Here is a 21,062-nt window from a genome sequence, read left to right as displayed (position 1 = left end):
CCATCGCCCTGACCGGAGGCTCGGGGGTATGCCTGGCCCTACCCCAGGTCTCGCCCCTGCCCGACAGACCGGACCGGGGTGCGCACGGTTTCGTGGGGTCATGACCACACACGCCGTCCAACTGACCTCGGTGAGCAGGCGATACGGTGCCGCGGGCACCGGGGTGACCGCGCTCGACGACGTCACCCTCACCCTCCCCGGGGGCTCCTTCACCGCCGTCATGGGGCCGTCCGGCTCGGGCAAGTCGACGCTGCTGCAGTGCGCCGCCGGGCTGGACCGGCCGACTTCGGGATCCGTGCGCATCGGCCGGACCGAACTGACCGGGCTGAGCGAGCGGCGGCTGACGCTGCTGCGCAGGGAGCGGATCGGCTTCGTCTTCCAGTCGTTCAACCTGCTGCCCGCCCTCACGGCCGAGCAGAACGTCGCCCTCCCGCTCCGGCTCGCCGGCCGCCGCCCGCCCAGGGCGCAGGTCCGCGACGCCCTGCGGCAGGTCGGACTCGCCGACCGCGCCGGCCACCGCCCGGACCGGCTCTCCGGCGGCCAGCAGCAACGCGTCGCCCTGGCCCGTGCCGTGATCACCCGCCCGGAGGTCCTGTTCGGCGACGAACCGACCGGCGCGCTCGACTCCCGTACCGGCCGCGAGGTGCTTTCCCTGCTGCGCTCCCTGGTCGACGAGGCCGGCCGGACGGTCGTCATGGTCACCCACGACCCGCTCGCCGCCTCCTACGCGGACCGGGTGGTCTTCCTGGTCGACGGCCGCGTCCACGGCGAACTCCACGGCACCGAAACGTCCGTGGAGACGATCGCGTCCCGGATGGCGGCCCTGGAGACCGCAGCCGACAGCGCCGCGCTCTCCCCGGCCGCGCCCTCCCCTGTGGGTCCCGCGCCCTCTCCGGCGGGTGCCGCGTGCTGAGCGTCGCGTGGCATACCCTGCGCGCCCGCTGGGTCGCCTTCGTCGGCAGTTTCGTCGCCCTCGCGCTCGGCGTCGCGCTGCTCACCGTGATGGGACAGGCGCTGGCCGCGTCACTGGACGCGCCGGCGCGCACGCCGGAGCGATTCGCGGCGGCGCCGGTGGTGGTCAGGGGCCAGGACACCCTGCGGGTCGCGACCCCGGCAGCCGAGCGGACGAAGGAGCTGGCCCGCCCGCGTCCGGTGCCCGCCGGGACCGTCGCCGCGCTCCGCGCGCTCGGACCGGTCACCGAGGACCGCTCCTTCCCGGTGCGGACGTACGGCACCCCCGCCACGCCGGACGACCTGGTCGGCCACCCGTGGTCGACGGCCCGCTTCGCCCCCTACCGGCTCACCGCGGGCCGGCCCCCGGCAGCCACCGACGAGGTGGTGACCAGCGGCGACTGGGCGACCGTGGGCACCCGACTGCGCACCGCCGACGGCCCGTTGCACGTGGTCGGGACGGTCGAGACCGTCGAGACGGTCGGGACAGCGACCGGAACCGTACGCGGGCACGGATCCGACGCCGCACCCGGACCCGGGGTCGGCCCCGAACCCGGCTTCGAGCACGCCGTGTTCTACGCGGACGCCCAAGCCGCGCGTCTCGCCCCGGAGTCGACCCAGCTGGTCGTGGAGGCGGACGCGGCGGCCGTACGGGCAGTTGTCACGGACAGGGACGTGCGGATCCTCACCGGCGACGCCCGCCGGCTGGCCGACGCCGATCCGGGCCGGGACGCCGAGGCCCTGACGGCGCTGAACGCCCTGTTCGGCACGGCGGGCGGCGTGACCGCCTTCGTGTCCGTCTTCGTCGTGGCGTCCACCTTCGCCTTTGCGGTCGACCGGCGGCGCCGCGAGTTCGGGCTGCTGCGCACCGCCGGGGCGACCCCGGGTCAGATCCGGCGGACGGTCATGGCGGAGGCCTTGCTGGTCGGCACGCTCGCCTCGGCTGCGGGCTGCGTGCTGGGCACCTACGGCGCGCCGCTCCTGACCGAGTCGGTGGTCGACGCCGGCCTCGCGCCCGAGTGGTACGTGATCGGCGGCCCTTCGGCCGGGGTCTGGCCGTACCACCTGGCCTTCTGGACGGGCCTGCTGGTCGCCCTGTGCGGTGCGCTCGCCGCGTCCTGGCGGGCGGGACGCACCGCCCCGTCCCAGGCGCTGCGCGAGGCCTCGGTGGATGGACGCGCGCTGACCCGGGGACGGCGCGTGTGCGGTGCGGCGCTGCTGCTCGTGGCGGTCGCGACCCTGGCGTACACGCTGGTGACCGACCCGGGCGAGCTGCTGCACCGCAAGTCGTACATCAGCCGTCCGATGCTGCTCATCACGGCGGTGGCGCTGCTCTCGCCCCTGGCGGTGCGTCCGCTGGTGCCCCGGCTGCCGGGTCCGGTGGGCCTGTTGGCGCGGGCCGGCGCGGTCGCCGCGGTCCGTCGGACCGCCGCCGTGGCCGCGCCCGTCCTGGTCACGGTGGCACTCGCGGGCTCGCTGCCGGGCGCGACGGCGACGCTCGGCGCGGCGCGCGCGGCGGAGGTAGGGCAGCAGACGGCCGCCGACTTCGTGGTGACCCCCCGGGACGGAACAACCCTGCGGACAGGGGCAGTCGCCCGGCTCCGGCAGGTGCCCGGCACGATCGTGTCGGCCAGTTCCCCCACCGCCGTGTTCACGCTGGAGGACGGCGTGGCGCTGGTGAAGTCCGAGGCGCGGGCGGCCGATCCGGCGCTGCTCGCCGCCACCGTACGGCTGCCGGTGACCGCCGGGCGGCTCGCCGACCTCGACGACGGGTCGATCGTCGTCACCGAGGAGTGGGCGCGGCACCGGGTGGGCCAGCGGGTGCGGGTGTGGCTCGGGGACGGGACGCCGAAGACCCTCCGGATCGCCGCCGTACTGTCCACCGGCACCGGGGACAACGGCGCTTACATCACTCCGGCCAACGCGGGCGGTGGCGGCGCGGACGGCGCGCATCCCGACGGCCGCGTGGACCGCGTGGACATACGAGTACGTCCGGGCGCCGACCCGACGGCGGTCGCGGCGCGGCTGAGGGCCGTCGACGGGGTGCGGGTGGTGGACAGGGCACAGTGGGTGCGAGCCGCCCTCCCGCGGACCAACCGGACGACCCGGCTCGGCATGCTGCTCGTCCTGGGCATCGCGCTGGTGTACACCGGCATCTCGCTGGCCAACACCCTGGCCATGGCGGCCGCCGAACGCCGACGCGACCTGACGGCCCTACGGCTGGCCGGCGCCACGGGCGGCCAGCTGTTGCGACTGGCGACCACGGAAGCACTGATCTCCGTGGCGGTGGGCACCCTGTTGGGCCTCCTGGTGACGGCCGTCAACCTGACCGTCCTGAGTACCGCCCTGCACCTGCTCGCGGCTCCGGCGACGGTCGTCCCTCCCTGGCAGGCACTCACCTGGACGACCGCGGCGTGCGCCCTGCTGGCCACCACCACGGCACTGACATCGGCGACACCGGCCCTGCGCCGGACCCGGACATGAACCACCGAAAGGGCCACCGAACCTGCCACCGGACTGGCTTGCGGGGGGGGCAACGACAACCCCACCGCGCTCACTGGCATCAACGACACCCCCGATAGCGCCGATCCGCTTACCGTGTTCTGTCGACCCTCGCCTTGCCGACCTTGACCGCCGGTGCCGTCACGGCCCGGACCGACGACGACTCCACCCCCGAGCACGCCGGTTCGTCCGCCGCGTCCGCGCCCGCCTCACCGGACGCCGGCCGGCCAGTGCCTCGAAGCTGCACATGATCACCCACGAAGGTCACCGTCTGGCCTTTTTGTCGCACAAGGAAACGGCCACACGATCGCACCGGACGCTCGGCACCGCCACGGGCGGTTCCCACGAGGTGCCCACCAACCGTCCCGACCTGGTGCTCAAGGAGACCGAGGAGATGGTCGCCACACCGCACTGACCCTCACCGCGGGCGCGCGTCCACCACCCGCCGTACGCGGCCTGTCGGAACGGGAGTTGGCGAAGGGAGCGGCCGACGGGCGGGACCTACGGAAGCAAGATCCGAAGTGGTCGCTGTACGTAGCTGCCGTACGGCATGTCAAAGCCCCGGTCAGGAGAACCCGACCGGGGCTTCGAGCTGCGTGGACCTGTGGGGATTTGAACCCCAGACCCCCTCGATGCGAACGAGGTGCGCTACCAGACTGCGCCACAGGCCCTTGCAACGAGTGAAACTCTAGCATCCCGGTCGGCCTGCTTGGAAATCCGTTCTCCGAGGCCGGGCGCGGGGTGCCGGGGGTCTCATTCGTTGGCGGCCAGCGGCCGCTTGCCGTCCTCGTACTGGTCGAACAGCGGGGTACGGCCGCGTTCGCGCGAGCGCCGGGCCGAGGCCGCGCGCCGGGCGTCGCTGCGCTCGTCGCCGTCCACTCCCCGGTCCTCCGCACGGTCGGCCTCGTCGGACTCCCCGGCCGGCGCGTCCCCGGCGTCCGCCGCCTCGTGCTCCGGCGCCACCGAGCTCGAACGGGCCGAGCTCCAGGCGTCCGGCGCCCCGAGGTCCACGTCGGAGGTCGCACGGGGCGCGACCGGCGCGGTCACGTACGTCGGCAGCGGTACCGGTACCGGGTCCCAGCTCTCGCCGTGTCCGGGCCGGCGCTGCCGCTCGCGCTGCTGGTCGACCCACTCGGCGTGGTCGGTCTGCTCGACGAGTGCCCTGCGGTCGGCGGCGAGCGCCAGCAGGCCCGGGTCGGTCTCCGGCTCGGGGGCCGCGTGCGGCTCCTCTGCGCCGGCGTCGAGGCCGGTGTCGACGGTCGTGGCGTTCGCGGACGCGGGCGCACGCCGGCGCGGCTGACGTTCCCGCAACCGCTGCGCGGCCACCTCGGCGCGCCTGCGGTCCATCTGGAAGGCGAAGCGGCGGCGCTCCTGGGAGCGCAGGTACCCGATGTACCCGCTGAGCAGGACGGCGGGCACGCCGGGCGCCCAGAGGAACGCGAGGCCGCCGACCGCCGCGACGATCGCGCCGAGCGTGAACGCGACGAAGAGCATCACCGTGGTGCGACGACGGCGCGCGAGTGCCTTCGAGCGCTGGGCGCGCGCGGCGGACGCCTGCTCGGCGGGCGTACGCCGGGCGACCGGCGCCCGTCGGCCGGCCGGAGCGGAGCCCCCGTCGCGCGAGGGCTTGACGCCCTGGTCGCGGTGGTCGTGCGCGGGCTTGGCCGCCGGATCGCGCGCCGGTTCACGCGCCGCCTCCGGGCGCCCCGGCTCACGTTCCTGGGTGCGCTCCCGCATTCGCTCCTGAGCGCGTTCCTGAGCCCGGTCCTGGCCGCGTTCCTGAGCTCGCTCCTGCACCGGCGCCTTCACCTGCGGGCGGGTCGGAGGCATGGCGAAGGACCGGACGTCCACCGATGCGGTGACGGCGTCCGGAACCACGGCGTCGGACTCCCCCTCGTCGGTGGAGCGCGCCCGCAGGTCCTTGGCGTACCGGCGCTCCATTCCCGCCCGTCCGGACAGCAGCCGGATGGCGGTGCTGAAGCGTTCCGTCGGACGGGCCTCGTTCAGCTCGTCCTGCCTACGGAGCCACATAGGCACCAAGTAGGCGGCCCAGGCCCCGACAATGACTGCGTAGATGAGGCCGCTGCTGCTCACGCCTCACACGGTAGAGGGGTTTCCGTGGGGCCATCCGCCAATTGGGCCGGTGTGTCGCACGATCTGGCTGATATTTCGAACTTTTTTTGCGACCGGTGCGATCAACCGATCATTTTCGAACGTTTATTCGGACTAATTCAATTGGACGCCTTCTGCGAGCGTGTGCGCCGCCACCGGTTCAGCAGGCCCTCCGGGACCTCCTCCGCCGTAAGCGCGAAGACCAGGTGGTCACGCCAGGCGCCGTCGATGTGGAGATAGCGCGGCCGCAGCCCTTCCTCACGGAATCCGAGTTTCTCCACGACCCGGCGGCTCGGCCCGTTCTCGGGCCGAATGCAGACCTCGATGCGGTGCAGTCCGACGGTGCGGAAACAGTGGTCCACGATGAGCGCCACGGCCGTCGGCATCACACCGCGGCCGGCCACCGACTCGTCCACCCAGTAGCCGACGTGCCCGGAACACATCGACCCCCAGGTGATCCCCGCGACCGTCAACTGCCCGACGAGCCGCCCCTGGTACTCGATCACGAACGGCAGCATCCGGCCCGCGTTCGCCTCGGACCGCAGATGCCGCACCATCTGGCGGTAGGTCGGCCGGTGCGCGATCGGACCGCTGGGCGCGGGCGGCGGGATGGTCGCCTCCCAGGGGCGCAGCCAGTCACGGTTGCGCCGGTTGACCTCGCGCCAGGCCCGCTGGTCACGCAGCTTTATGGGCCGCAGGACGATGTCGCCCTCCACCAGATCGACGGGCCACGCTGCGCCGTTCAGCTCGCACCCCCGTGGCTCGGTCTGGGGTGGTCGCCGCCACGGATCTGGTCGACGGCGTGGACCAGCAAAGGCTCCAGAACGGCAAGGCCGTCCTTCACCCCGCCGGTGGAACCCGGCAGGTTGACGATCAACGTGCCGCCCGCCACTCCGGCCAGGCCCCGGGACAGCGCCGCGGTGGGCACCTTCTCCCGGCCGTACGCCCGGATGGCCTCGGCGATGCCCGGCACCTCGTGGTCGATCACCGCGCGGGTGGCCTCGGGGGTGCCGTCGGTGGGCGAGATGCCGGTGCCGCCGGTGGTGACGACGGCGTCGTAGCCGGCCTCGACGGCGGCCCGCAGCGCCGCCTCCACCGGGTCCCCGTCCGGGACGACCTGCGGCCCGTCGACGGCGAAGCCGAAGCCGCGCAGCCCCTCGGCGACCAGCGGGCCGCCCTTGTCCTCGTAGACGCCCGCGGCGGCCCGGTTGGAGGCGGTCACGACCAGCGCGCTGTACGGAGCCGGGAGGGCACCGCCGGCCGACACGTCGGCTGTCATGCCCGGCTCCAGTCGCCCGACTTGCCGCCCGTCTTCTCCTCCACGCGCACGTCCGTGATGACCGCTCCCTTGTCGACCGCCTTCACCATGTCGATCACGGTGAGCGCTGCCACGGTGACCGCGGTGAGCGCCTCCATCTCGACACCCGTGCGGTCCGTCGTCTTCACCGTGGCGGTGATCTCCACGGCGTCGTCCGCGACCGACACATCCAGTTTCACACCGGAGACGGCCAGGGGGTGGCACAGCGGGATCAGGTCCGGGGTGCGTTTGGCGCCCATGATGCCCGCGATCCGCGCGGTGGCCAGCGCGTCCCCCTTGGGTACCCCCTCGCCGCGCAGCAGCTCGATCACCCGGGGCGAGACGAGGACCCGCCCGCTGGCACGCGCGGTGCGCGCGGTGACGTCCTTGCCGGATACGTCGACCATGCGGGCGGCGCCCACGTCGTCGATGTGCGTCAGTCGGTCCTGCGTACTCATCTGGTGCGGCGCTCCCGGTCCGGGCCTGTTGTGCGCGACACGGTACCCCCAACCAGGAGGACTCAGCCGAGGAGGACCACCTCGACGTCGGCACCGGGCTCGACGGACTCGACGTCCTCGGGGACGACGATCAGCGAGTCGGCGTGCGCGAGGGCCGCGACCAGGTGGGAGCCGGCGCCCCCGACGGGCCGGACGGTGCCGTCGCCGCCATGGGTGGCGCGCAGGAACTGCCTGCGGCCCTTCGGCGAGGTCAGTGCCTTGTCGGCGACCAGCTTCGCGCGCGTGGTGGGCCGGTGGACGTCCTCGAGGCCCATGAGGGTGCGGATGGCGGGGCGCACGAACAGCTCGAACGAGACGTACGACGACACCGGATTGCCCGGCAGAGCAAGCAAGGGGGTGTGGTCGGGGCCGATGGAGCCGAAGCCCTGGGGTTTGCCGGGCTGCATGGCGAGCTTGCGGAAGTCGACGCCGCTGCCCGCCTCGTCCTCGTCGCCGACGTGTTCCAGGGCCTCCTTGACGACGTCGTACGCCCCGACGCTCACCCCGCCGGTGGTGACGACGAGGTCGGCGCGGACGAGCTGGTCCTCGATGGTGGAGCGGAGCGTGTCGGCGTCGTCGGCGACCGCGCCGACCCGGTAGGCGATGGCGCCGGCGTCCCGGGCGGCCGCGGTGAGGGCGAAGCTGTTGGAGTCGTAGATCTGGCCGCTGCCCAGCTCCTCGCCGGGCTGGACGAGTTCGCTGCCGGTGGACATCACGACCACGCGCGGGCGCGGGCGCACGCGTACGGCGCCCCTGCCGATCGCGGCGAGGAGGGCGATCTGGGGCGGTCCGAGGACGGTCCCGGCGTCGAGGGCGCGGTCCCCCGCCTTCACGTCGCTGCCCTTAGCGCGTACGTGCGCGCGTGCCTCGGCGGGCCGGTACACGCGTACGTGCCCCGAGGCCTGCTCGGGGGCGAGACTGCGGGCGCGCATCCCGCTGACCGGGCCCTCGCCGAGTCCGCCGTCGGTCCACTCCACGGGGACGACCGCCTCGGCGCCGGCCGGGAGCGGTGCGCCGGTCATGATCCGGGCGGCCTGGCCGGGTCCGACGTACAGCAGGTCGGCCGCGTGTCCGGCCGCGACGTCCCCCACGACGTCCAGAGCCGCCGGGAACTCCTCGCTCGCGCCCGCGACATCGGCGACCCGCACCGCGTACCCGTCCATGGAGCTGTTGTCGAAGGGCGGCAGCGAGACCGGCACCATGACGTCCTCGACCAGGACGCACCCCTGGGCGTCGGGCAGTTGCAGCTCGATGGGTTCCAGGGGGCGGACGGTGGCGAGGATGTCCTCCAGGTGCTCGTCCACCGACCAGAGCTGGTCCTGGCCGGCGGGGCGGGGCGCGGCGGTGCTCAAAGTGGCTACATCTCCTCGGTGACGTAACTGCGAAGCCAGGACCGGAAGTCCGGACCCAGATCTTCACGTTCGCACGCGAGTCTGACAATGGCACGCAGGTAGTCGCCGCGGTCGCCGGTGTCATAGCGGCGGCCCTTGAAGACGACGCCGTGGACGGGGCCGCCGATCTTCTCGTCCTGTGCGAGCTGCTGGAGGGCGTCGGTGAGCTGGATCTCGCCGCCGCGGCCGGGCTCGGTCTGCCGCAGTATGCCGAACACGCTCGGGTCGAGGACGTAGCGTCCGATGATCGCGTACGTCGACGGGGCGTCCGCCGGGTCGGGCTTCTCGACGAGGCCGGTCACCTTGACCACGTCACTGTCCACGGTGGCCTCCACGGCCGCGCAGCCGTAGAGGTGGATCTGCTCGGGGGCGACCTCCATGAGCGCGACGACACTGCCGCCGTGCCGCTCCTGGACCTCGATCATCCGCTGGAGCAGCGGGTCACGGGGGTCGATCAGGTCATCCCCCAGCAGGACGGCGAAGGGCTCCTGCCCGACGTGCGGGGCCGCACACAGGACGGCGTGCCCGAGGCCCTTGGGGTCGCCTTGGCGCACGTAGTGCATGGTCGCGAGGTCGCTGGACTGCTGGACCTTGGCGAGCCGCGCGGCGTCGCCCTTCTTCTGGAGCGCCGACTCCAGTTCGTAGTTGCGGTCGAAGTGGTCCTCGAGGGGGCGCTTGTTGCGGCCCGTGACCATGAGGACGTCGTCGAGGCCGGCGGAGACGGCCTCCTCGACCACGTACTGGATCGCCGGCTTGTCGACGACCGGCAGCATCTCCTTGGGAGTGGCCTTGGTCGCCGGCAGGAACCGGGTGCCGAGGCCGGCTGCGGGGATGACAGCCTTGCTGATCCTGGGGTGCGACTGCGTCATGTCGGCAACCTTATCCGGTGACTTTGAGAGGGATCTGTGGCTCCGGTTAATTAATGATCATATGAACGCATTGGAGCGGTGTGAAAGAAGTGCGGGAGCGACATATGAGCCACCTCGAAGGCGGACCAGAGTCTGACAAACGTATGTTGCGGAGAGGGTTCCTCGCCGTGAGAAGCAGATTGACGCCCGATGACGTGCGCGCGGCGGCCGCAGGCCTGGCCGAGCGGGCCCTGGAACTGCCCGAGTTGGCACACGCGCGCACGGTGGCGGCGTACGTCTCCGTGGGTACCGAGCCCGGCACCCTGGCGCTGCTGGACACGCTGCGCGCGCGGGGCGTGCGCGTACTGCTCCCCGCGCTGCTGCCCGACAACGACCTGGACTGGGGCACCTACACCGGCGAAGGCTCTCTCACGCGGGTCCTGCACGACGGCAAAATGGCCCTTCTGGAGCCGGCCGGCGAGCGCCTCGGCCCGGACGCCGTGACGGCGGCCGACGTGGTGCTGCTACCGGGCCTGGCGGTCGACGCGCGCGGGATGCGCCTGGGGCGCGGCGGAGGATCGTACGACCGCGTGCTGGCCCGGCTGGCGGACTCCGGGGCCCGCCCCTCGCTGGTGGTGCTCCTGTACGACGCCGAGGTCGTCGAGCACGTCCCCGGCGAGGCGCACGACCGGCCGGTACACGCGGTGATCACGCCCTCGGGGACACACCGCTTCGCCTGACACCCGGGTCCCGAGACGGAAGGGGCCCTCCACGCGCGCGTGGAGGGCCCCTTCCGGGTGGTCGGCAGCTCAGGGTTTGAGCACCAGGGTGTCGCTGGTGCTGTCGTCGACCGCCTTCTTGGAGAAGGACCAGTCGAGCAGCTCACCGTTGGCCCACTTGCTCGTCTGGTCGGTGTAGTGAGCGCTGAAGGCATGACCCGAGGCACCGGTGAGGTTGATCCACTTCGACTTGTCGAGGTCGTCGAGGTTGACCACCATCCGCATCGACGGCACCCACACGACGCCGTAGCCGCCGGCCGCGTTCCAGCCGGTCGCGTTGACCGTCGCCTCGCCGCCGCCGAGCTTCCACGGGCCGCGGTTGAGGATGTACTGGAGGAAGCCGGGGCCGCTGGTGCCCAGAGTCTGGTTCTTCAGGAACAGGCGGTGCAGCCGGCCCCAGCTCCAGGTGTCGATGTCCTTGCCGAGCTTGGCGGTCAGCTCCCAGCGAGCGTCGATCATGGCGCGCGCGAACAGCTTGTCGCGGTCGTGGACGGCGCCCGGACGGGTGCCCGAAGCCGGCGTCGTCCACCAGTCGCTGTCCGTCTTCGTCATGAGGTTGCGCACGACCTCGAACCAGCGGTCGCCGCCGTCCGGCTGCGCCTGGTCGGCGTCGCGCCGGCCGCACTCGATGACCTTCTGGGTGTCGTCGACCGGACCCGTGGTGTTGACCGGGTCGACCCACAGGCACTGGTCCTCGACGCGCAGCTCCTTGGGCAGCTTGTTGCCGAAGGCCAGCTTGAGGATGTTGCGCCAGACCGCGTTGAAGTAGGCGGCCGCCGCCGAGTCGGCGTCCTGGGTGAAGTCCCAGTTCTCCAGGAGCTTCTGTGCGTCGCGGACGTCCGCGTCGTCGAGGTTGATCTTCTTCAGCACGGGCACGAGCAGCTTCGCGATCTCACTGTCGTCATCCAGCTGCATCTGGCGCATGTCGTCGGTGGAGATCTTGCCGCCGCCCTTGATCTTGCTCTTGATCAGGTCCGTGATCCGCTGGCTGCGCGCGCCGTAGCCCCAGTCCGTGGTGAGCGTATACGGGTACTTGTCCTTGTCGACCACGGCCTGGTTGGCGGTGACGATGTAGCCACGGGCCGGGTTGTACTCGTAGGGCAGCTCGTCGAAGGCGATGTAGCCCTTCCACTTGTACTTGGAGAGCCAGCCCGGCGCCGGGATGGAGCCGTCGACGCTCTTCGCGCGCGTGGGGATCTTTCCGGGCAGCTGGTAGCCGATGTTGTTCGAGGTGTCGGCGTAGACGAGGTTCTGCGAGGGCACGTCGAACTTCTCGGCCGCCTTGCGGAAGCTGTCCCAGTCCTTTGCCTTGTCGATGTCGAAGACGGCGTCCATCGAGTTCCCGGCCTGCAGCGCGGTCCACTTCAGGGCGACACCGTAACCGTCGCCGCGGTCGGGCGCCGCGGTGTCGACAGTGGCCTTCTTGCCGACGTCGACGAGTTCGTCGTCACGGTCGGACAGCAGGGGCATCCCGTCCTCGGTCTCCCGGACGACGATCTTCTTGGACTCGCCGCCGGCGACCTTGATGGTCTCCTCGCGCGTGACGAACGGCTTCACCTTGCCGTCGTACTGGTAGCCGTCCTCCCCGGAGAGCTTCTCCAGGTAGAGGTCGGTCACGTCGACGCCCGAGTTGGTCATGCCCCAGGAGATGGTCTGGTTGTGCCCGATGATCACACCGGGCATGCCCGCGAAGGTGTAGCCGGAGACGTCGTACTGGCACTTGCTGGAGAGGGCTCGGCAGTGCAGGCCCATCTGGTACCAGACGGACGGCAGCGAGGCCGACAGGTGCGGGTCGTTGGCCAGCAGCGGCTTGCCGGTGATCGTGTTCTTGCCGGCGACGACCCAGGAGTTCGACCCGATGCCGTTGCCGTTCACGCCGACGGCCGTGGGCAGGTCGTCCAGGACGTTGTAGAGGCCCGAGAGCTGGCTCTGGAGGGCCGAGCCGTCCGTACCCGACGACGAGTCCGAGGACGTACCCGTGCCGCTCCCGGTGCCGTCGCCCGTGGAGCTGTCGTCGGAGTCGCTCTGGCTGTCGCTCTGCTCGAACGTCTTGGTCAGCTCGTCGTACTGACCGTCCTGGACGATCGCCTGGTTGCGGTCGTACGGATACTGCGGGTAAAGCTCGGCGATCTGGGCCGGGCCGAGGCGGCTGGTCATCAGGGCGCGGTCGATCTCGTCCTGCATGTTGCCGCGCAGGTCCCAGGCCATCGCCTTCAGCCAGGAGACCGAGTCGACCGGGGTCCACTCGGTGGGCTTGTAGTCGTTGGTGAACCCCAGAGCCGCGTACTCCAGGGAGATGTCTGCGCCGTCCTTGCCCTTGAGGTAGGCGTTGACCCCCTTGGCGTAGGCCTGGAGGTACTTCTTGGTGTCGGCCGACAGCTCGCTGTCGTACTCCTTCTTGGCGACGCGGTCCCAGCCCAGGGTGCGCAGGAACTCGTCGTTGTCGACCTGGCTCTTGCCGAACATCTCCGACAGCCGCCCGGACGTCATGTGCCGACGTACGTCCATCTCGTAGAACCGGTCCTGGGCCTGGACGTAGCCCTGGGCCATGAACAGGTCCTCGTCGGAATCCGCGTAGATCTGCGGGATGCCGTAGCCGTCCCGCTTCACGTCGACGGGCCCGGTCAGGCCTTCGAGCGTGATCGAACCCTTGGTCTGCGGGAAGGACGCGCGGACGGTGCTGACGGACCAGTAGGCGCCGTACGCGATGCCTCCGATGATGGCCAGCACCAGCACAAGCACGATCAAACGGGCTTTGCGCCCCTTTTTCCTGCCGGACTTGCCGGGCTTGTCACCCGATGTGGCGGTGGTGTTGGGGGGCATCGCTGTCCTTGCTGTCCTAACGCGAGCGGCAGGCGGTCCTGGAGTGCTGGAGCAACCATAGGCGCAGGGCCCTGAGCCACTTGACGCGGAGTCGGGTACCGGCACGGAGGGATGTTCGATCTTCCCTCGCCGAACGTCAAGAAATCGTCAAGAGTTAGGTAAGGTAACGAAGTAGTTGGGTGCGAGGCTGACGGCTTCGTGTCCGATGTACCGGAAGCACATGTGCGCCCGCGTGCAAGCCGCGCGCGCCGGCGAAGGGAACCGCCGCTGACTGTCCACCACCTCAACCAGCTCCTGCTCGTCTGCTCGCTCGTCCTGCTCGTCGCCGTCGCAGCGGTCCGGATCTCCTCGCGCAGCGGGCTCCCCAGCCTGCTCGTCTACGTGGGCATCGGCGTCCTCATGGGCCAGGACGGCGTCGGCAACATCCACTTCGACAACGCCGAGATGACCCAGGTCATCGGCTACGCCGCCCTGGTCGTGATCCTCGCCGAGGGCGGCCTGGGCACGAAGTGGAAGGAGATCGAACCGGCCCTGCCGTCCGCCACGGCGCTGGCACTGGCCGGCGTCGCGGTCAGCGTCGGCGTCACCGCCACGGCCGCGCACTTCGTGACGGGCCTGGAGTGGAGACAGGCGCTGATCATCGGCGCGGTGGTGTCCTCGACCGACGCGGCGGCGGTCTTCTCCGTTCTGCGCAAGATCCCGCTCCCCTCGCGCGTGACGGGCACGCTGGAGGCCGAGTCCGGCTTCAACGACGCCCCGGTGGTCATCCTGGTGGTCGCCTTCTCCACCGCCGGCCCCGTGGAGCACTGGTACGTGCTGCTGGGCGAGATAGCGCTGGAGCTGGCCATCGGCGCGGCCATCGGCCTCGCGGTCGGCTGGCTGGGCTCCTGGGGCCTCAGGCACGTCGCCCTGCCCGCCTCCGGCCTCTACCCGATCGCCGTCATGGCGATCGCGGTCACCGCGTACGCGGCGGGCTCCCTGGCGCACGGCAGCGGCTTCCTGGGCGTCTATCTCGCCTCGATGGTCATGGGCAACGCGAAACTGCCGCACTGGCCCGCCACCCGCGGGTTCGCCGACGGCCTCGGCTGGATCGCCCAGATCGGCATGTTCGTGCTGCTCGGCCTCCTGGTGACCCCGCACGAGCTGGGCGACGACGTACTGCCGGCGCTCCTCATCGGCCTGGTGCTGACCATGGTGGCCCGCCCGCTCAGCGTCGCGCTGTGCCTGACGCCGTTCCGGGTGCCCTGGCAGGAGCAGACGCTGATGTCCTGGGCCGGGCTGCGCGGCGCCGTCCCCATCATCCTGGCGACGATCCCCATGGTGAACGGCGTCGACGGCAGCCGCCGCATCTTCAACATCGTCTTCGTCCTGGTCGTCGTCTACACCCTGATCCAGGGGCCGACGCTGCCCTGGCTGGCGCGCAAGCTGCGCCTGGGCGGCGATCCCGAGGCCGCCGACCTCGGCGTCGAGTCGGCGCCCCTGGAGCGGCTGCGCGGGCACCTGCTGTCCGTGGCCATCCCGGAGGGGTCGAAGATGCACGGCGTCGAGGTCAACGAGCTACGGCTGCCGGCCGGGGCGGCCGTCACCCTCGTCGTACGCGACGGGACGTCGTTCGTACCGCTGCCGACGACCGTGCTGCGACACGGCGACGAACTCCTCGTCGTCGCGACCGACCCGGTCCGCGACGCGGCCGAACGGCGGCTGCGCGCCGTCGGACACGGCGGCAAGCTCGCCGGATGGCTGGGCACGGGCGACAGTGCGCGTTAAGAGCACGTTTCGCACCTTTCACACCCCCCTTCATTCGGAGGCGACCAGCCCTGAGGTGCTCATTTTCACAGGGATGCAGCCCTTTGATCCCTGTACGATGAAGGCACACCTTGATCGAACCAACTCTGCCTGACGCAGAGCTGGCGCGACCGTATGGCGGCCGGGCACCTCGTGCGGCGAGCACCGGCATCTACCGCAGCACGCGCAAGAGGACAGCTCTCGGCGCCCCCGCCCACCGGATGGGGTCGCGCTACCAGGCGGCAGAAAGGCACGGGCCGTGGCATCCACGGTCACCACCGAGCCGTCGAAGGACTCGTCGGCCGCCTCCCGCCCGGGATACGGGCAACTGCTGCGCACCCGCGGCGCCTGGACGTTCCTGCTGCCCGGCTTCGCGGCCCGCCAGCCGTTCGCGATGCTCACCATCTCCATCGTGCTGCTCGTGCAGCACACCACCGGCTCGTACGGCGCGGCCGGTGCCGCCGCGGCCGTCACCGGCGTCTCCATGGCCCTGTGCGCGCCCTACAGCGGGCGTCTGGCCGACCGCTACGGGCAGCGCGCGGTACTGATCCCGGGCGTCCTCCTGCACACGCTGTCGGGCCTGACCCTCACCGTGCTCGCCCTGACCCACGCACCCCTGTGGACGGTGTTCGCGGCGGCCGTCCCCACGGGCGCCTCGGTACCGCAGATCGGACCCATGGTGCGGGCGCGCTGGGGTGTGCGGCTGAAGGGCTCGCCCCTGATGACCACCGCGGCGGCCTTCGAGTCCGTCACCGACGAGCTCACCTTCGTCTTCGGCCCGCTGCTGGCGACCGCCCTGTGCACCGCCGTGAACCCGGCCGCGGGCCTGGTCACCGAGGCCGCGCTGACCCTGCTCGGCGGTCTGCTGTTCGCCGCGAGCAAGAGCACACAGCCCCAGGTGGCCGCCGCCGGCCACGCGCGGGTGGAGCACGCCTCGGCTCTGCGCGTCCCCGGTATACGCGTGCTGATCGTGGCCTTCCTGGGCATCGGCACCGTCTTCGGCGGCATGCAGGTCTCGCTGGCCGCGTTCACCGAGTCCATCGGCGAGCCCGGCCTGAACGGCGTCCTGTACGGCACTTTCGCGGCCGGCAACATGCTCTCCGGCCTGGTCTGCGGCGCCGTCGCCTGGAAAGTCGCCCCGCGACGGCGTCTGGTCGTCGCCTACGCCGCGCTGGCACTGGTCGCCTCCGGCCTGTGGGCGGCGCACTCGGTCCTCGTACTGGCCGGCCTGGGCCTCCTGGTCGGCATGTGCATCGCGCCCGCGCTGATCACCGGCTACACGCTCGTCGAGGACCTGGTCCCGGCCGGTGCCCGCACCGAAGCGTTCACCTGGCTGACGGGCGCGGTCGCGCTCGGGCAGGCGGCGGCCGTCACGATCGCCGGACAGTTGGAGGACCGCCTCTGGGGCGGCGCCGGATTCCTGGTCCCCATGGGGGGCACCGTGCTGGCCCTGGTGACCCTGTTGGCGCTGCGTTCACGGCTGGAATCGCGCTCCCGCGCGCGTACCGTCGCACGTGGCGTCGGTCACCGCGTACCGGTGACAGTGGACTGATCCTCCGGAATACGTCAAGATAGACCGTCGTTAGCACTCACTGAGTGAGAGTGCCAGGAGGAAGACAGTGCCGACCTACCAGTACCAGTGCACCGAGTGCGGCGAGGGCCTCGAGGCGGTGCAGAAGTTCACTGACGATGCCCTGACCGAGTGCCCCAACTGCGGTGGCCGCCTCAAGAAGGTGTTCTCCGCCGTCGGCATCGTCTTCAAGGGATCCGGCTTCTACCGCAACGACAGCCGTGGCTCCTCGTCGAGCAGCTCGCCGGCGTCGTCCGCGAAGTCTTCGACGTCCGGCTCGGAGTCGAAGCCGTCGACGTCCTCGTCCTCGGACTCGAAGTCGTCGAGCACCGGCACGTCGACCGGCAGCAGCTCAGCCGCGTAAGGCTCGCTCGAAGGACCCTGTCGTCGAACGACGACGGGGTCTTCGGCGTTTCCCGGGGTGATTAGGGTGCGACGCATGGCGAACAAGGCGAACGCAGAGATCGGTGTGATCGGCGGCTCCGGCCTCTACTCGTTCCTCGACAACGTGACCGAGCTCCAGGTCGACACCCCCTACGGACCTCCCAGTGACTCGCTCTTCCTCGGCGAGATCAACGGGCGACAGGTCGCCTTCCTGCCCCGGCACGGACGCGCGCACCATCTGCCACCCCACCGGATCAACTACCGGGCCAACCTGTGGGCGCTGCGCTCGGTCGGGGCGCGCCAGATACTCGGGCCGTGCGCGGTGGGCGGGCTGCGCCCGGAACACGGGCCCGGCACGTTGCTCGTGCCCGACCAGCTGGTCGACCGCACGAAGTCGCGGATCGGGACGTACTTCGACGGGCTTCCCCTGCCCGACGGCACGGTGCCCCACGTAGTGCACGTGTCCCTGGCCGACCCCTACTGCCCCGCCGGACGCTCGGCGGCGCTGAAGGCGGCGCGCGGTCAGAAGTGGGAGCCGGTGGACGGCGGGACGCTGGTCGTGATCGAGGGGCCGCGGTTCTCGACCCGTGCCGAATCGTTGTGGCACCAGGCGCAGGGGTGGGCGGTGGTGGGCATGACGGGCCACCCGGAGGCCGCGCTCGCCCGTGAACTCGAGCTCTGTTACACGTCGTTGAACCTGGTGACCGACCTGGACGCGGGCGCCGAGACCGGTGAGGGCGTGTCGCACGAGGAGGTGCTGCGGGTGTTCGCGGCGAACGTGGACCGGCTGCGGGGTGTGCTGTTCGACGCGGTGGCCGCGTTGCCTTCCAACGGCGAGCGGGACTGCCTGTGCGCGAACGCGTTGGGCGGCCTGGATCCGGGGTTCGAGCTGCCGTAGCGGGTGTGGGGAGAAGGCGGGAAAGGGCGCGCTGGTGCGGAAGTCCCCCTTCGGGTGAGGGAGTTGTCCACAACCCGGCGGTCGTCCACCGGCTCGAGCGAGCGGCGGCGCGAAGGCTCATCGTGACTTCGCAAACCCGTTCCTCCTCGCAGGTGGTGATCACGTGTCCGACTCGCCCGTTCCCCGCTCTCCGCTCTCTCCCCTTCCTCCCCTTTCTCCTCTTCCACCGCTCCCCTCCCGCTCCCCGTCACCTCTCTCCTATGCGGCGCACCCGGTCGGCACGGACACTCCGGCCACCTGCGAGGTGCCGGCCTTCGATCCCGTGCGGGTGCACGGCGGGAGGTACCGGCTCGGACGGCTCGTACGGAGCCGGCGGCGGGCCCTCGCCTTGGGGCTTGCCATCACGGCCGCCGCACTCGTGGCGTCCGGCCCTTGGGAGGGCGATCCGGTTCGCGGACGTCCCGGAGGGACCGCGCGGACGGACGCGCGCGGGAGCGCCCACCCCCGCGCGCATGCTTCACTACGCGCCCCTGCGACTGGACTTCGCGCCGGGGAGAAGGTGACGGCGCCGGTGCGGATCGCCGACGCGGCCACGGTCCGGCTGTTGCGCCCGGGTGACCGGGTCGATGTCATCGCCGCCGAGCCGACGCCGCTGGGCGGCATGGACGGCACGGGCGGCACGGGCGGGGACGCCCATGTGGTCGCGCGCGGGGCGCTGGTGACGAAGGTGCCGGAGCCGCTGGACACCGTTGCCGGCGCGGCCGACGACGGGGCGCTGGTCGTCCTGTCGGTGCCCCGGGCCACCGCCGCGCGTCTGGCGGGGGCGAGTGCGACGGCTCGGCTGGCGGTGACCCTGTGGTGACGTCAAGTCCCTCGTCCGAGGGACCGCAGTGGACACGCCCGCCTGGCGTTGACGTAGGTTGCGGAGCTGTTTGTTCCACAACCTGTACATGCGAGGAGTGTCCCCGAGGTGAGCGAAAAGGCAAGCGTCCTGCAGGGCTTCAAGGCCTTCCTGATGCGAGGCAACGTCGTCGATCTGGCAGTAGCGGTGGTGATCGGCGCGGCCTTCACGAACATCGTCAACTCGGTGGTGAAGGGAATCATCAACCCGCTCATCGGAGCGGTCGGGACCAAAAACCTGGACAGCTACAGTTCCTGCCTCAAGGGCCCCTGCGCCGGCACGGGGGACAGCGCGACGGGAGTCCGGATCCTGTGGGGGTCCGTCCTCGGCGCGACCCTCACCTTCGTGATCACCGCTGCGGTCGTGTACTTCCTGATGGTCCTGCCCATGTCGAAGTACCTGGCGAGGGCAGAAGCCCGCAGGAAGGCCAAGGAGGGCACGCGGGAGATCATCGAGGTGACCGAGCTGGAGGTGCTCAAGGAGATCCGCGACGCGCTGGTCGCCCAGCGAGGGCCGGGGCACAGCGGGCGGTAGCGGCGCTCGACGGGGCCCTGCGGGCGGTACTCCGCCAGGGCTCCCGGGCCTGCCGGACCGGAGCGGACCGGCTCGCCCATAAGTCGCGCCGACTGGTTCAAAGGTCCAGCCGGCTGGCTCAGAAGTCGGGCCGGCTGGTTCAGAAGTCGGGCCGGCTGGTTCAGACGTGGTGGGGCGGCTTCTCGTCGAGAAAACGCTTCAGGTCGGCGACGCTGTCGCCGTCGGAGGACGGCCGCTCGCCCCAACCGCGGTCGGTGTCGTCCGACGACGGCCGGTCCAGCGGGTCGTCGAAGATCAGCGCGGCCTTCGGGTCGCGCGGCTCGGAGGCGGAAGGGGTGCTCATCACTCCAGAGTACGGCCCCGGCACCCGCTCGGGTCAGGGCCCGGCCGTCGGCCGGGCCCTGACCCGGCCGGCCGCCGGCCGCGCACTCCGTGGGCCTGCGGAATCCGCACAAGATTTTCCGCCGGTTGTCTGCTGTGCTGGTACCCATGACGTCCAGTACGCCCCCGTCGGCCTCTCCCCCTCCCCCCGGGATCCCCGCCTCCCCGGCGCCCGTCCGCTTGAAGCCGCTGCGCAGTCTGACGGCGCGCGGGCGGGGCGAGACGCACCGGGTCGCCTCCCCGCTCGAGCTCTTCTTCGACCTGTGCTTCGTCGTGGCCATCGCCCAGGCGGGCATCCAACTGGTGCACGCCGTGGCCGAGTCCCACGCGGGCGAGGGCATCCTCAACTACGCGATGGTCTTCTTCGCCATCTGGTGGGCCTGGATGAACTTCACCTGGTTCGCGTCGGCGTACGACAACGACGACGTCCTGTACCGGATCGTCACACTGGTGCAGATCGCCGGAGTCCTGGTGCTGGCGGCGGGCGTCTCACAGGCGTTCGAGGACCACGAGTTCGTGGCCGTCTGGTTGGGCTACGCGATCATGAGGTGCGCGTTGAGCTCGCAGTGGCTGCGGGTCGCGTGGTCCGCCGAGGGCGCGGAGCGGACGACGGCGCTGCGGTACGCGGCGGGTGTGCTGATCTGCCAGATCGGCTGGCTGGGGCTGCTGACCCTGCCGGAGGGCGGCAGGGCGTGGCTGTTCGTGGTGATGGCGCCGCTGGAGATGTGCGTGCCGATCTACGCGGAGAGGGGACATCCGACCTCCTGGCATCCGCATCACATCGCCGAGCGCTACGGACTGTTCACGATCATCGTGCTGGGGGAGACGATCGCGGCGGCGACGGTCGCCGTGAAGTCCGGTATCGAGGAGAACGACGCGCTGGGCGAGCTGCTGCCGATCGCGGTGGGTGGGCTGCTGATCGTCTTCGCCGCTTGGTGGATCTACTTCGTCGTCCCCATCCATGGGCATCTGCGCTCCAACAGGCAGGCGTTTCTGTGGGGCTACGGGCACTACGTCGTGTTCGCCTCGGCCGCCGCGATCGGGGCGGGACTGGAGGTGGCGGTCGAGCAGGCGGTCGGCGAGGCCCACATCTCCACGCTCGCCGCGTCTGCCGCGGTCACCCTGCCGACGGCGCTCTACCTGCTGACGGTCTGGGTCCTGCACGCACGCCACTTCAAGGTGGGCCTGGCCCAGCAACTGGTGCTGCCTGTCGCCGCGCTGCTGGTGATCTGCGGCACCTTCCTCGGCGAGTGGGCGGTCCTCGCGGCCGGCCTGGTGGCGGCGCTGGCGGTGGCGACCGGGACGACCCTGACGGCGCGCCTGGTCGCGCGGGAGTCACGGGAGAGTGCCGCGCGAGCTTCGAGCGCGGTGATGTGACGGGGCATGACACTGCCGCGCACGACGTGAGC

19 protein-coding genes and 1 tRNA gene are annotated in these 21,062 nt (G+C 71.2%); 11 read left to right on the top strand and 9 right to left on the bottom strand.

Annotation, left to right across the window (positions count from 1 at the left end):
• Positions 1 to 100 precede the first annotated feature (100 nt).
• The 3 genes from OG440_RS21600 (at position 101) to OG440_RS21590 (ending at position 3,868) form a co-directional block, all read left to right on the top strand.
• Positions 101 to 913: an ABC transporter ATP-binding protein gene (locus tag OG440_RS21600; protein ID WP_406008436.1), complete on the top strand. Its 813-nt coding sequence runs from the start codon at positions 101 to 103 to the stop codon at positions 911 to 913.
• Entirely contained in the window at positions 907 to 3,435 is a 2,529-nt protein-coding gene (locus OG440_RS21595; protein ID WP_406008435.1) for an FtsX-like permease family protein, read from the top strand. The genes OG440_RS21600 and OG440_RS21595 overlap by 7 nt, the downstream gene beginning before the upstream one ends.
• 265 nt (positions 3,436 to 3,700) lie before the next feature.
• Entirely contained in the window at positions 3,701 to 3,868 is a 168-nt protein-coding gene (locus OG440_RS21590; RefSeq protein ID WP_406008434.1) for a hypothetical protein, read from the top strand.
• Between the two features lie 182 nt (positions 3,869 to 4,050).
• On the opposite strand, the gene OG440_RS21585 is transcribed toward OG440_RS21590, so the two are convergent.
• The 7 genes from OG440_RS21585 to galU form a co-directional block, all read right to left on the bottom strand.
• Positions 4,051 to 4,124 (bottom strand) — tRNA-Ala (locus OG440_RS21585).
• 82 nt (positions 4,125 to 4,206) lie between these two features.
• Positions 4,207 to 5,547 carry a gephyrin-like molybdotransferase receptor GlpR gene (glpR, locus tag OG440_RS21580; protein WP_406008433.1) on the bottom strand — a complete coding sequence of 447 codons (1,341 nt, stop codon included), beginning with the start codon at positions 5,545 to 5,547 and terminating at the stop codon, positions 4,207 to 4,209.
• 137 nt (positions 5,548 to 5,684) lie between these two features.
• The gene (locus tag OG440_RS21575) at positions 5,685 to 6,281 is read right to left on the bottom strand and encodes a GNAT family N-acetyltransferase (RefSeq protein ID WP_020128382.1); all 597 of its coding nucleotides are present in this window, start codon (positions 6,279 to 6,281) and stop codon (positions 5,685 to 5,687) included.
• Positions 6,282 to 6,307: 26 nt separating this feature from the next.
• On the bottom strand, positions 6,308 to 6,844 hold the full coding sequence (locus OG440_RS21570) for a molybdenum cofactor biosynthesis protein B (RefSeq protein WP_406008432.1): 537 nt from the start codon (positions 6,842 to 6,844) through the stop codon (positions 6,308 to 6,310).
• A complete protein-coding gene (gene moaC, locus OG440_RS21565; protein WP_406008431.1) occupies positions 6,841 to 7,320 on the bottom strand; it encodes a cyclic pyranopterin monophosphate synthase MoaC in 480 nt (159 codons plus the stop codon). The genes OG440_RS21570 and moaC overlap by 4 nt, the downstream gene beginning before the upstream one ends.
• A 62-nt stretch (positions 7,321 to 7,382) precedes the next feature.
• Positions 7,383 to 8,711, bottom strand: coding sequence for a gephyrin-like molybdotransferase Glp (gene glp / locus OG440_RS21560; RefSeq protein WP_406008430.1), 1,329 nt, complete (start codon positions 8,709 to 8,711; stop codon positions 7,383 to 7,385).
• 5 nt (positions 8,712 to 8,716) lie between these two features.
• A complete protein-coding gene (galU, locus tag OG440_RS21555; protein ID WP_406008429.1) occupies positions 8,717 to 9,619 on the bottom strand; it encodes a UTP--glucose-1-phosphate uridylyltransferase GalU in 903 nt (300 codons plus the stop codon).
• Between the two features lie 104 nt (positions 9,620 to 9,723).
• Here galU and OG440_RS21550 point away from each other — a divergent pair, with 104 nt between their 5' ends.
• The gene (locus OG440_RS21550; protein WP_406008428.1) at positions 9,724 to 10,338 is read left to right on the top strand and encodes a 5-formyltetrahydrofolate cyclo-ligase; all 615 of its coding nucleotides are present in this window, start codon (positions 9,724 to 9,726) and stop codon (positions 10,336 to 10,338) included.
• Positions 10,339 to 10,407: 69 nt separating this feature from the next.
• Here the strand turns inward: OG440_RS21550 and OG440_RS21545 are convergent, their stop codons facing one another.
• Positions 10,408 to 13,200 carry a penicillin acylase family protein gene (locus OG440_RS21545; RefSeq protein ID WP_406008427.1) on the bottom strand — a complete coding sequence of 931 codons (2,793 nt, stop codon included), beginning with the start codon at positions 13,198 to 13,200 and terminating at the stop codon, positions 10,408 to 10,410.
• A gap of 222 nt (positions 13,201 to 13,422) precedes the next feature.
• Here OG440_RS21545 and OG440_RS21540 point away from each other — a divergent pair, with 222 nt between their 5' ends.
• The 6 genes from OG440_RS21540 to mscL all read left to right on the top strand — a co-directional run bounded on the left by OG440_RS21540 (position 13,423) and on the right by mscL (position 19,272).
• Complete coding sequence (locus OG440_RS21540; protein WP_406008426.1) at positions 13,423 to 14,967, top strand: potassium/proton antiporter; 1,545 nt, start codon at positions 13,423 to 13,425, stop codon at positions 14,965 to 14,967.
• 277 nt (positions 14,968 to 15,244) lie between these two features.
• Entirely contained in the window at positions 15,245 to 16,537 is a 1,293-nt protein-coding gene (locus OG440_RS21535; RefSeq protein WP_406008425.1) for an MFS transporter, read from the top strand.
• 67 nt (positions 16,538 to 16,604) lie between these two features.
• Positions 16,605 to 16,919, top strand: coding sequence for an FmdB family zinc ribbon protein (locus OG440_RS21530; protein WP_406008424.1), 315 nt, complete (start codon positions 16,605 to 16,607; stop codon positions 16,917 to 16,919).
• Positions 16,920 to 16,994: 75 nt separating this feature from the next.
• The gene (locus OG440_RS21525; protein WP_406008423.1) at positions 16,995 to 17,837 is read left to right on the top strand and encodes an S-methyl-5'-thioadenosine phosphorylase; all 843 of its coding nucleotides are present in this window, start codon (positions 16,995 to 16,997) and stop codon (positions 17,835 to 17,837) included.
• 163 nt (positions 17,838 to 18,000) lie between these two features.
• Positions 18,001 to 18,699 carry a hypothetical protein gene (locus tag OG440_RS21520; protein WP_406008422.1) on the top strand — a complete coding sequence of 233 codons (699 nt, stop codon included), beginning with the start codon at positions 18,001 to 18,003 and terminating at the stop codon, positions 18,697 to 18,699.
• Positions 18,700 to 18,807: 108 nt separating this feature from the next.
• A complete protein-coding gene (gene mscL / locus OG440_RS21515) occupies positions 18,808 to 19,272 on the top strand; it encodes a large conductance mechanosensitive channel protein MscL (RefSeq protein WP_406008421.1) in 465 nt (154 codons plus the stop codon).
• Between the two features lie 160 nt (positions 19,273 to 19,432).
• On the opposite strand, the gene OG440_RS21510 is transcribed toward mscL, so the two are convergent.
• Entirely contained in the window at positions 19,433 to 19,615 is a 183-nt protein-coding gene (locus tag OG440_RS21510; RefSeq protein ID WP_406008420.1) for a hypothetical protein, read from the bottom strand.
• A gap of 146 nt (positions 19,616 to 19,761) precedes the next feature.
• Here OG440_RS21510 and OG440_RS21505 point away from each other — a divergent pair, with 146 nt between their 5' ends.
• Positions 19,762 to 21,030, top strand: coding sequence for a low temperature requirement protein A (locus tag OG440_RS21505; protein ID WP_406008419.1), 1,269 nt, complete (start codon positions 19,762 to 19,764; stop codon positions 21,028 to 21,030).
• Positions 21,031 to 21,062 lie beyond the last annotated feature (32 nt).

It is taken from the genome of Streptomyces sp. NBC_00637, assembly GCF_045161545.1.
Lineage (GTDB): Bacteria > Actinomycetota > Actinomycetes > Streptomycetales > Streptomycetaceae > Streptomyces.
The sequence above is the reverse complement of the archived record's forward strand: the minus strand, read 5'-3'. Positions and strand labels throughout refer to the sequence as shown.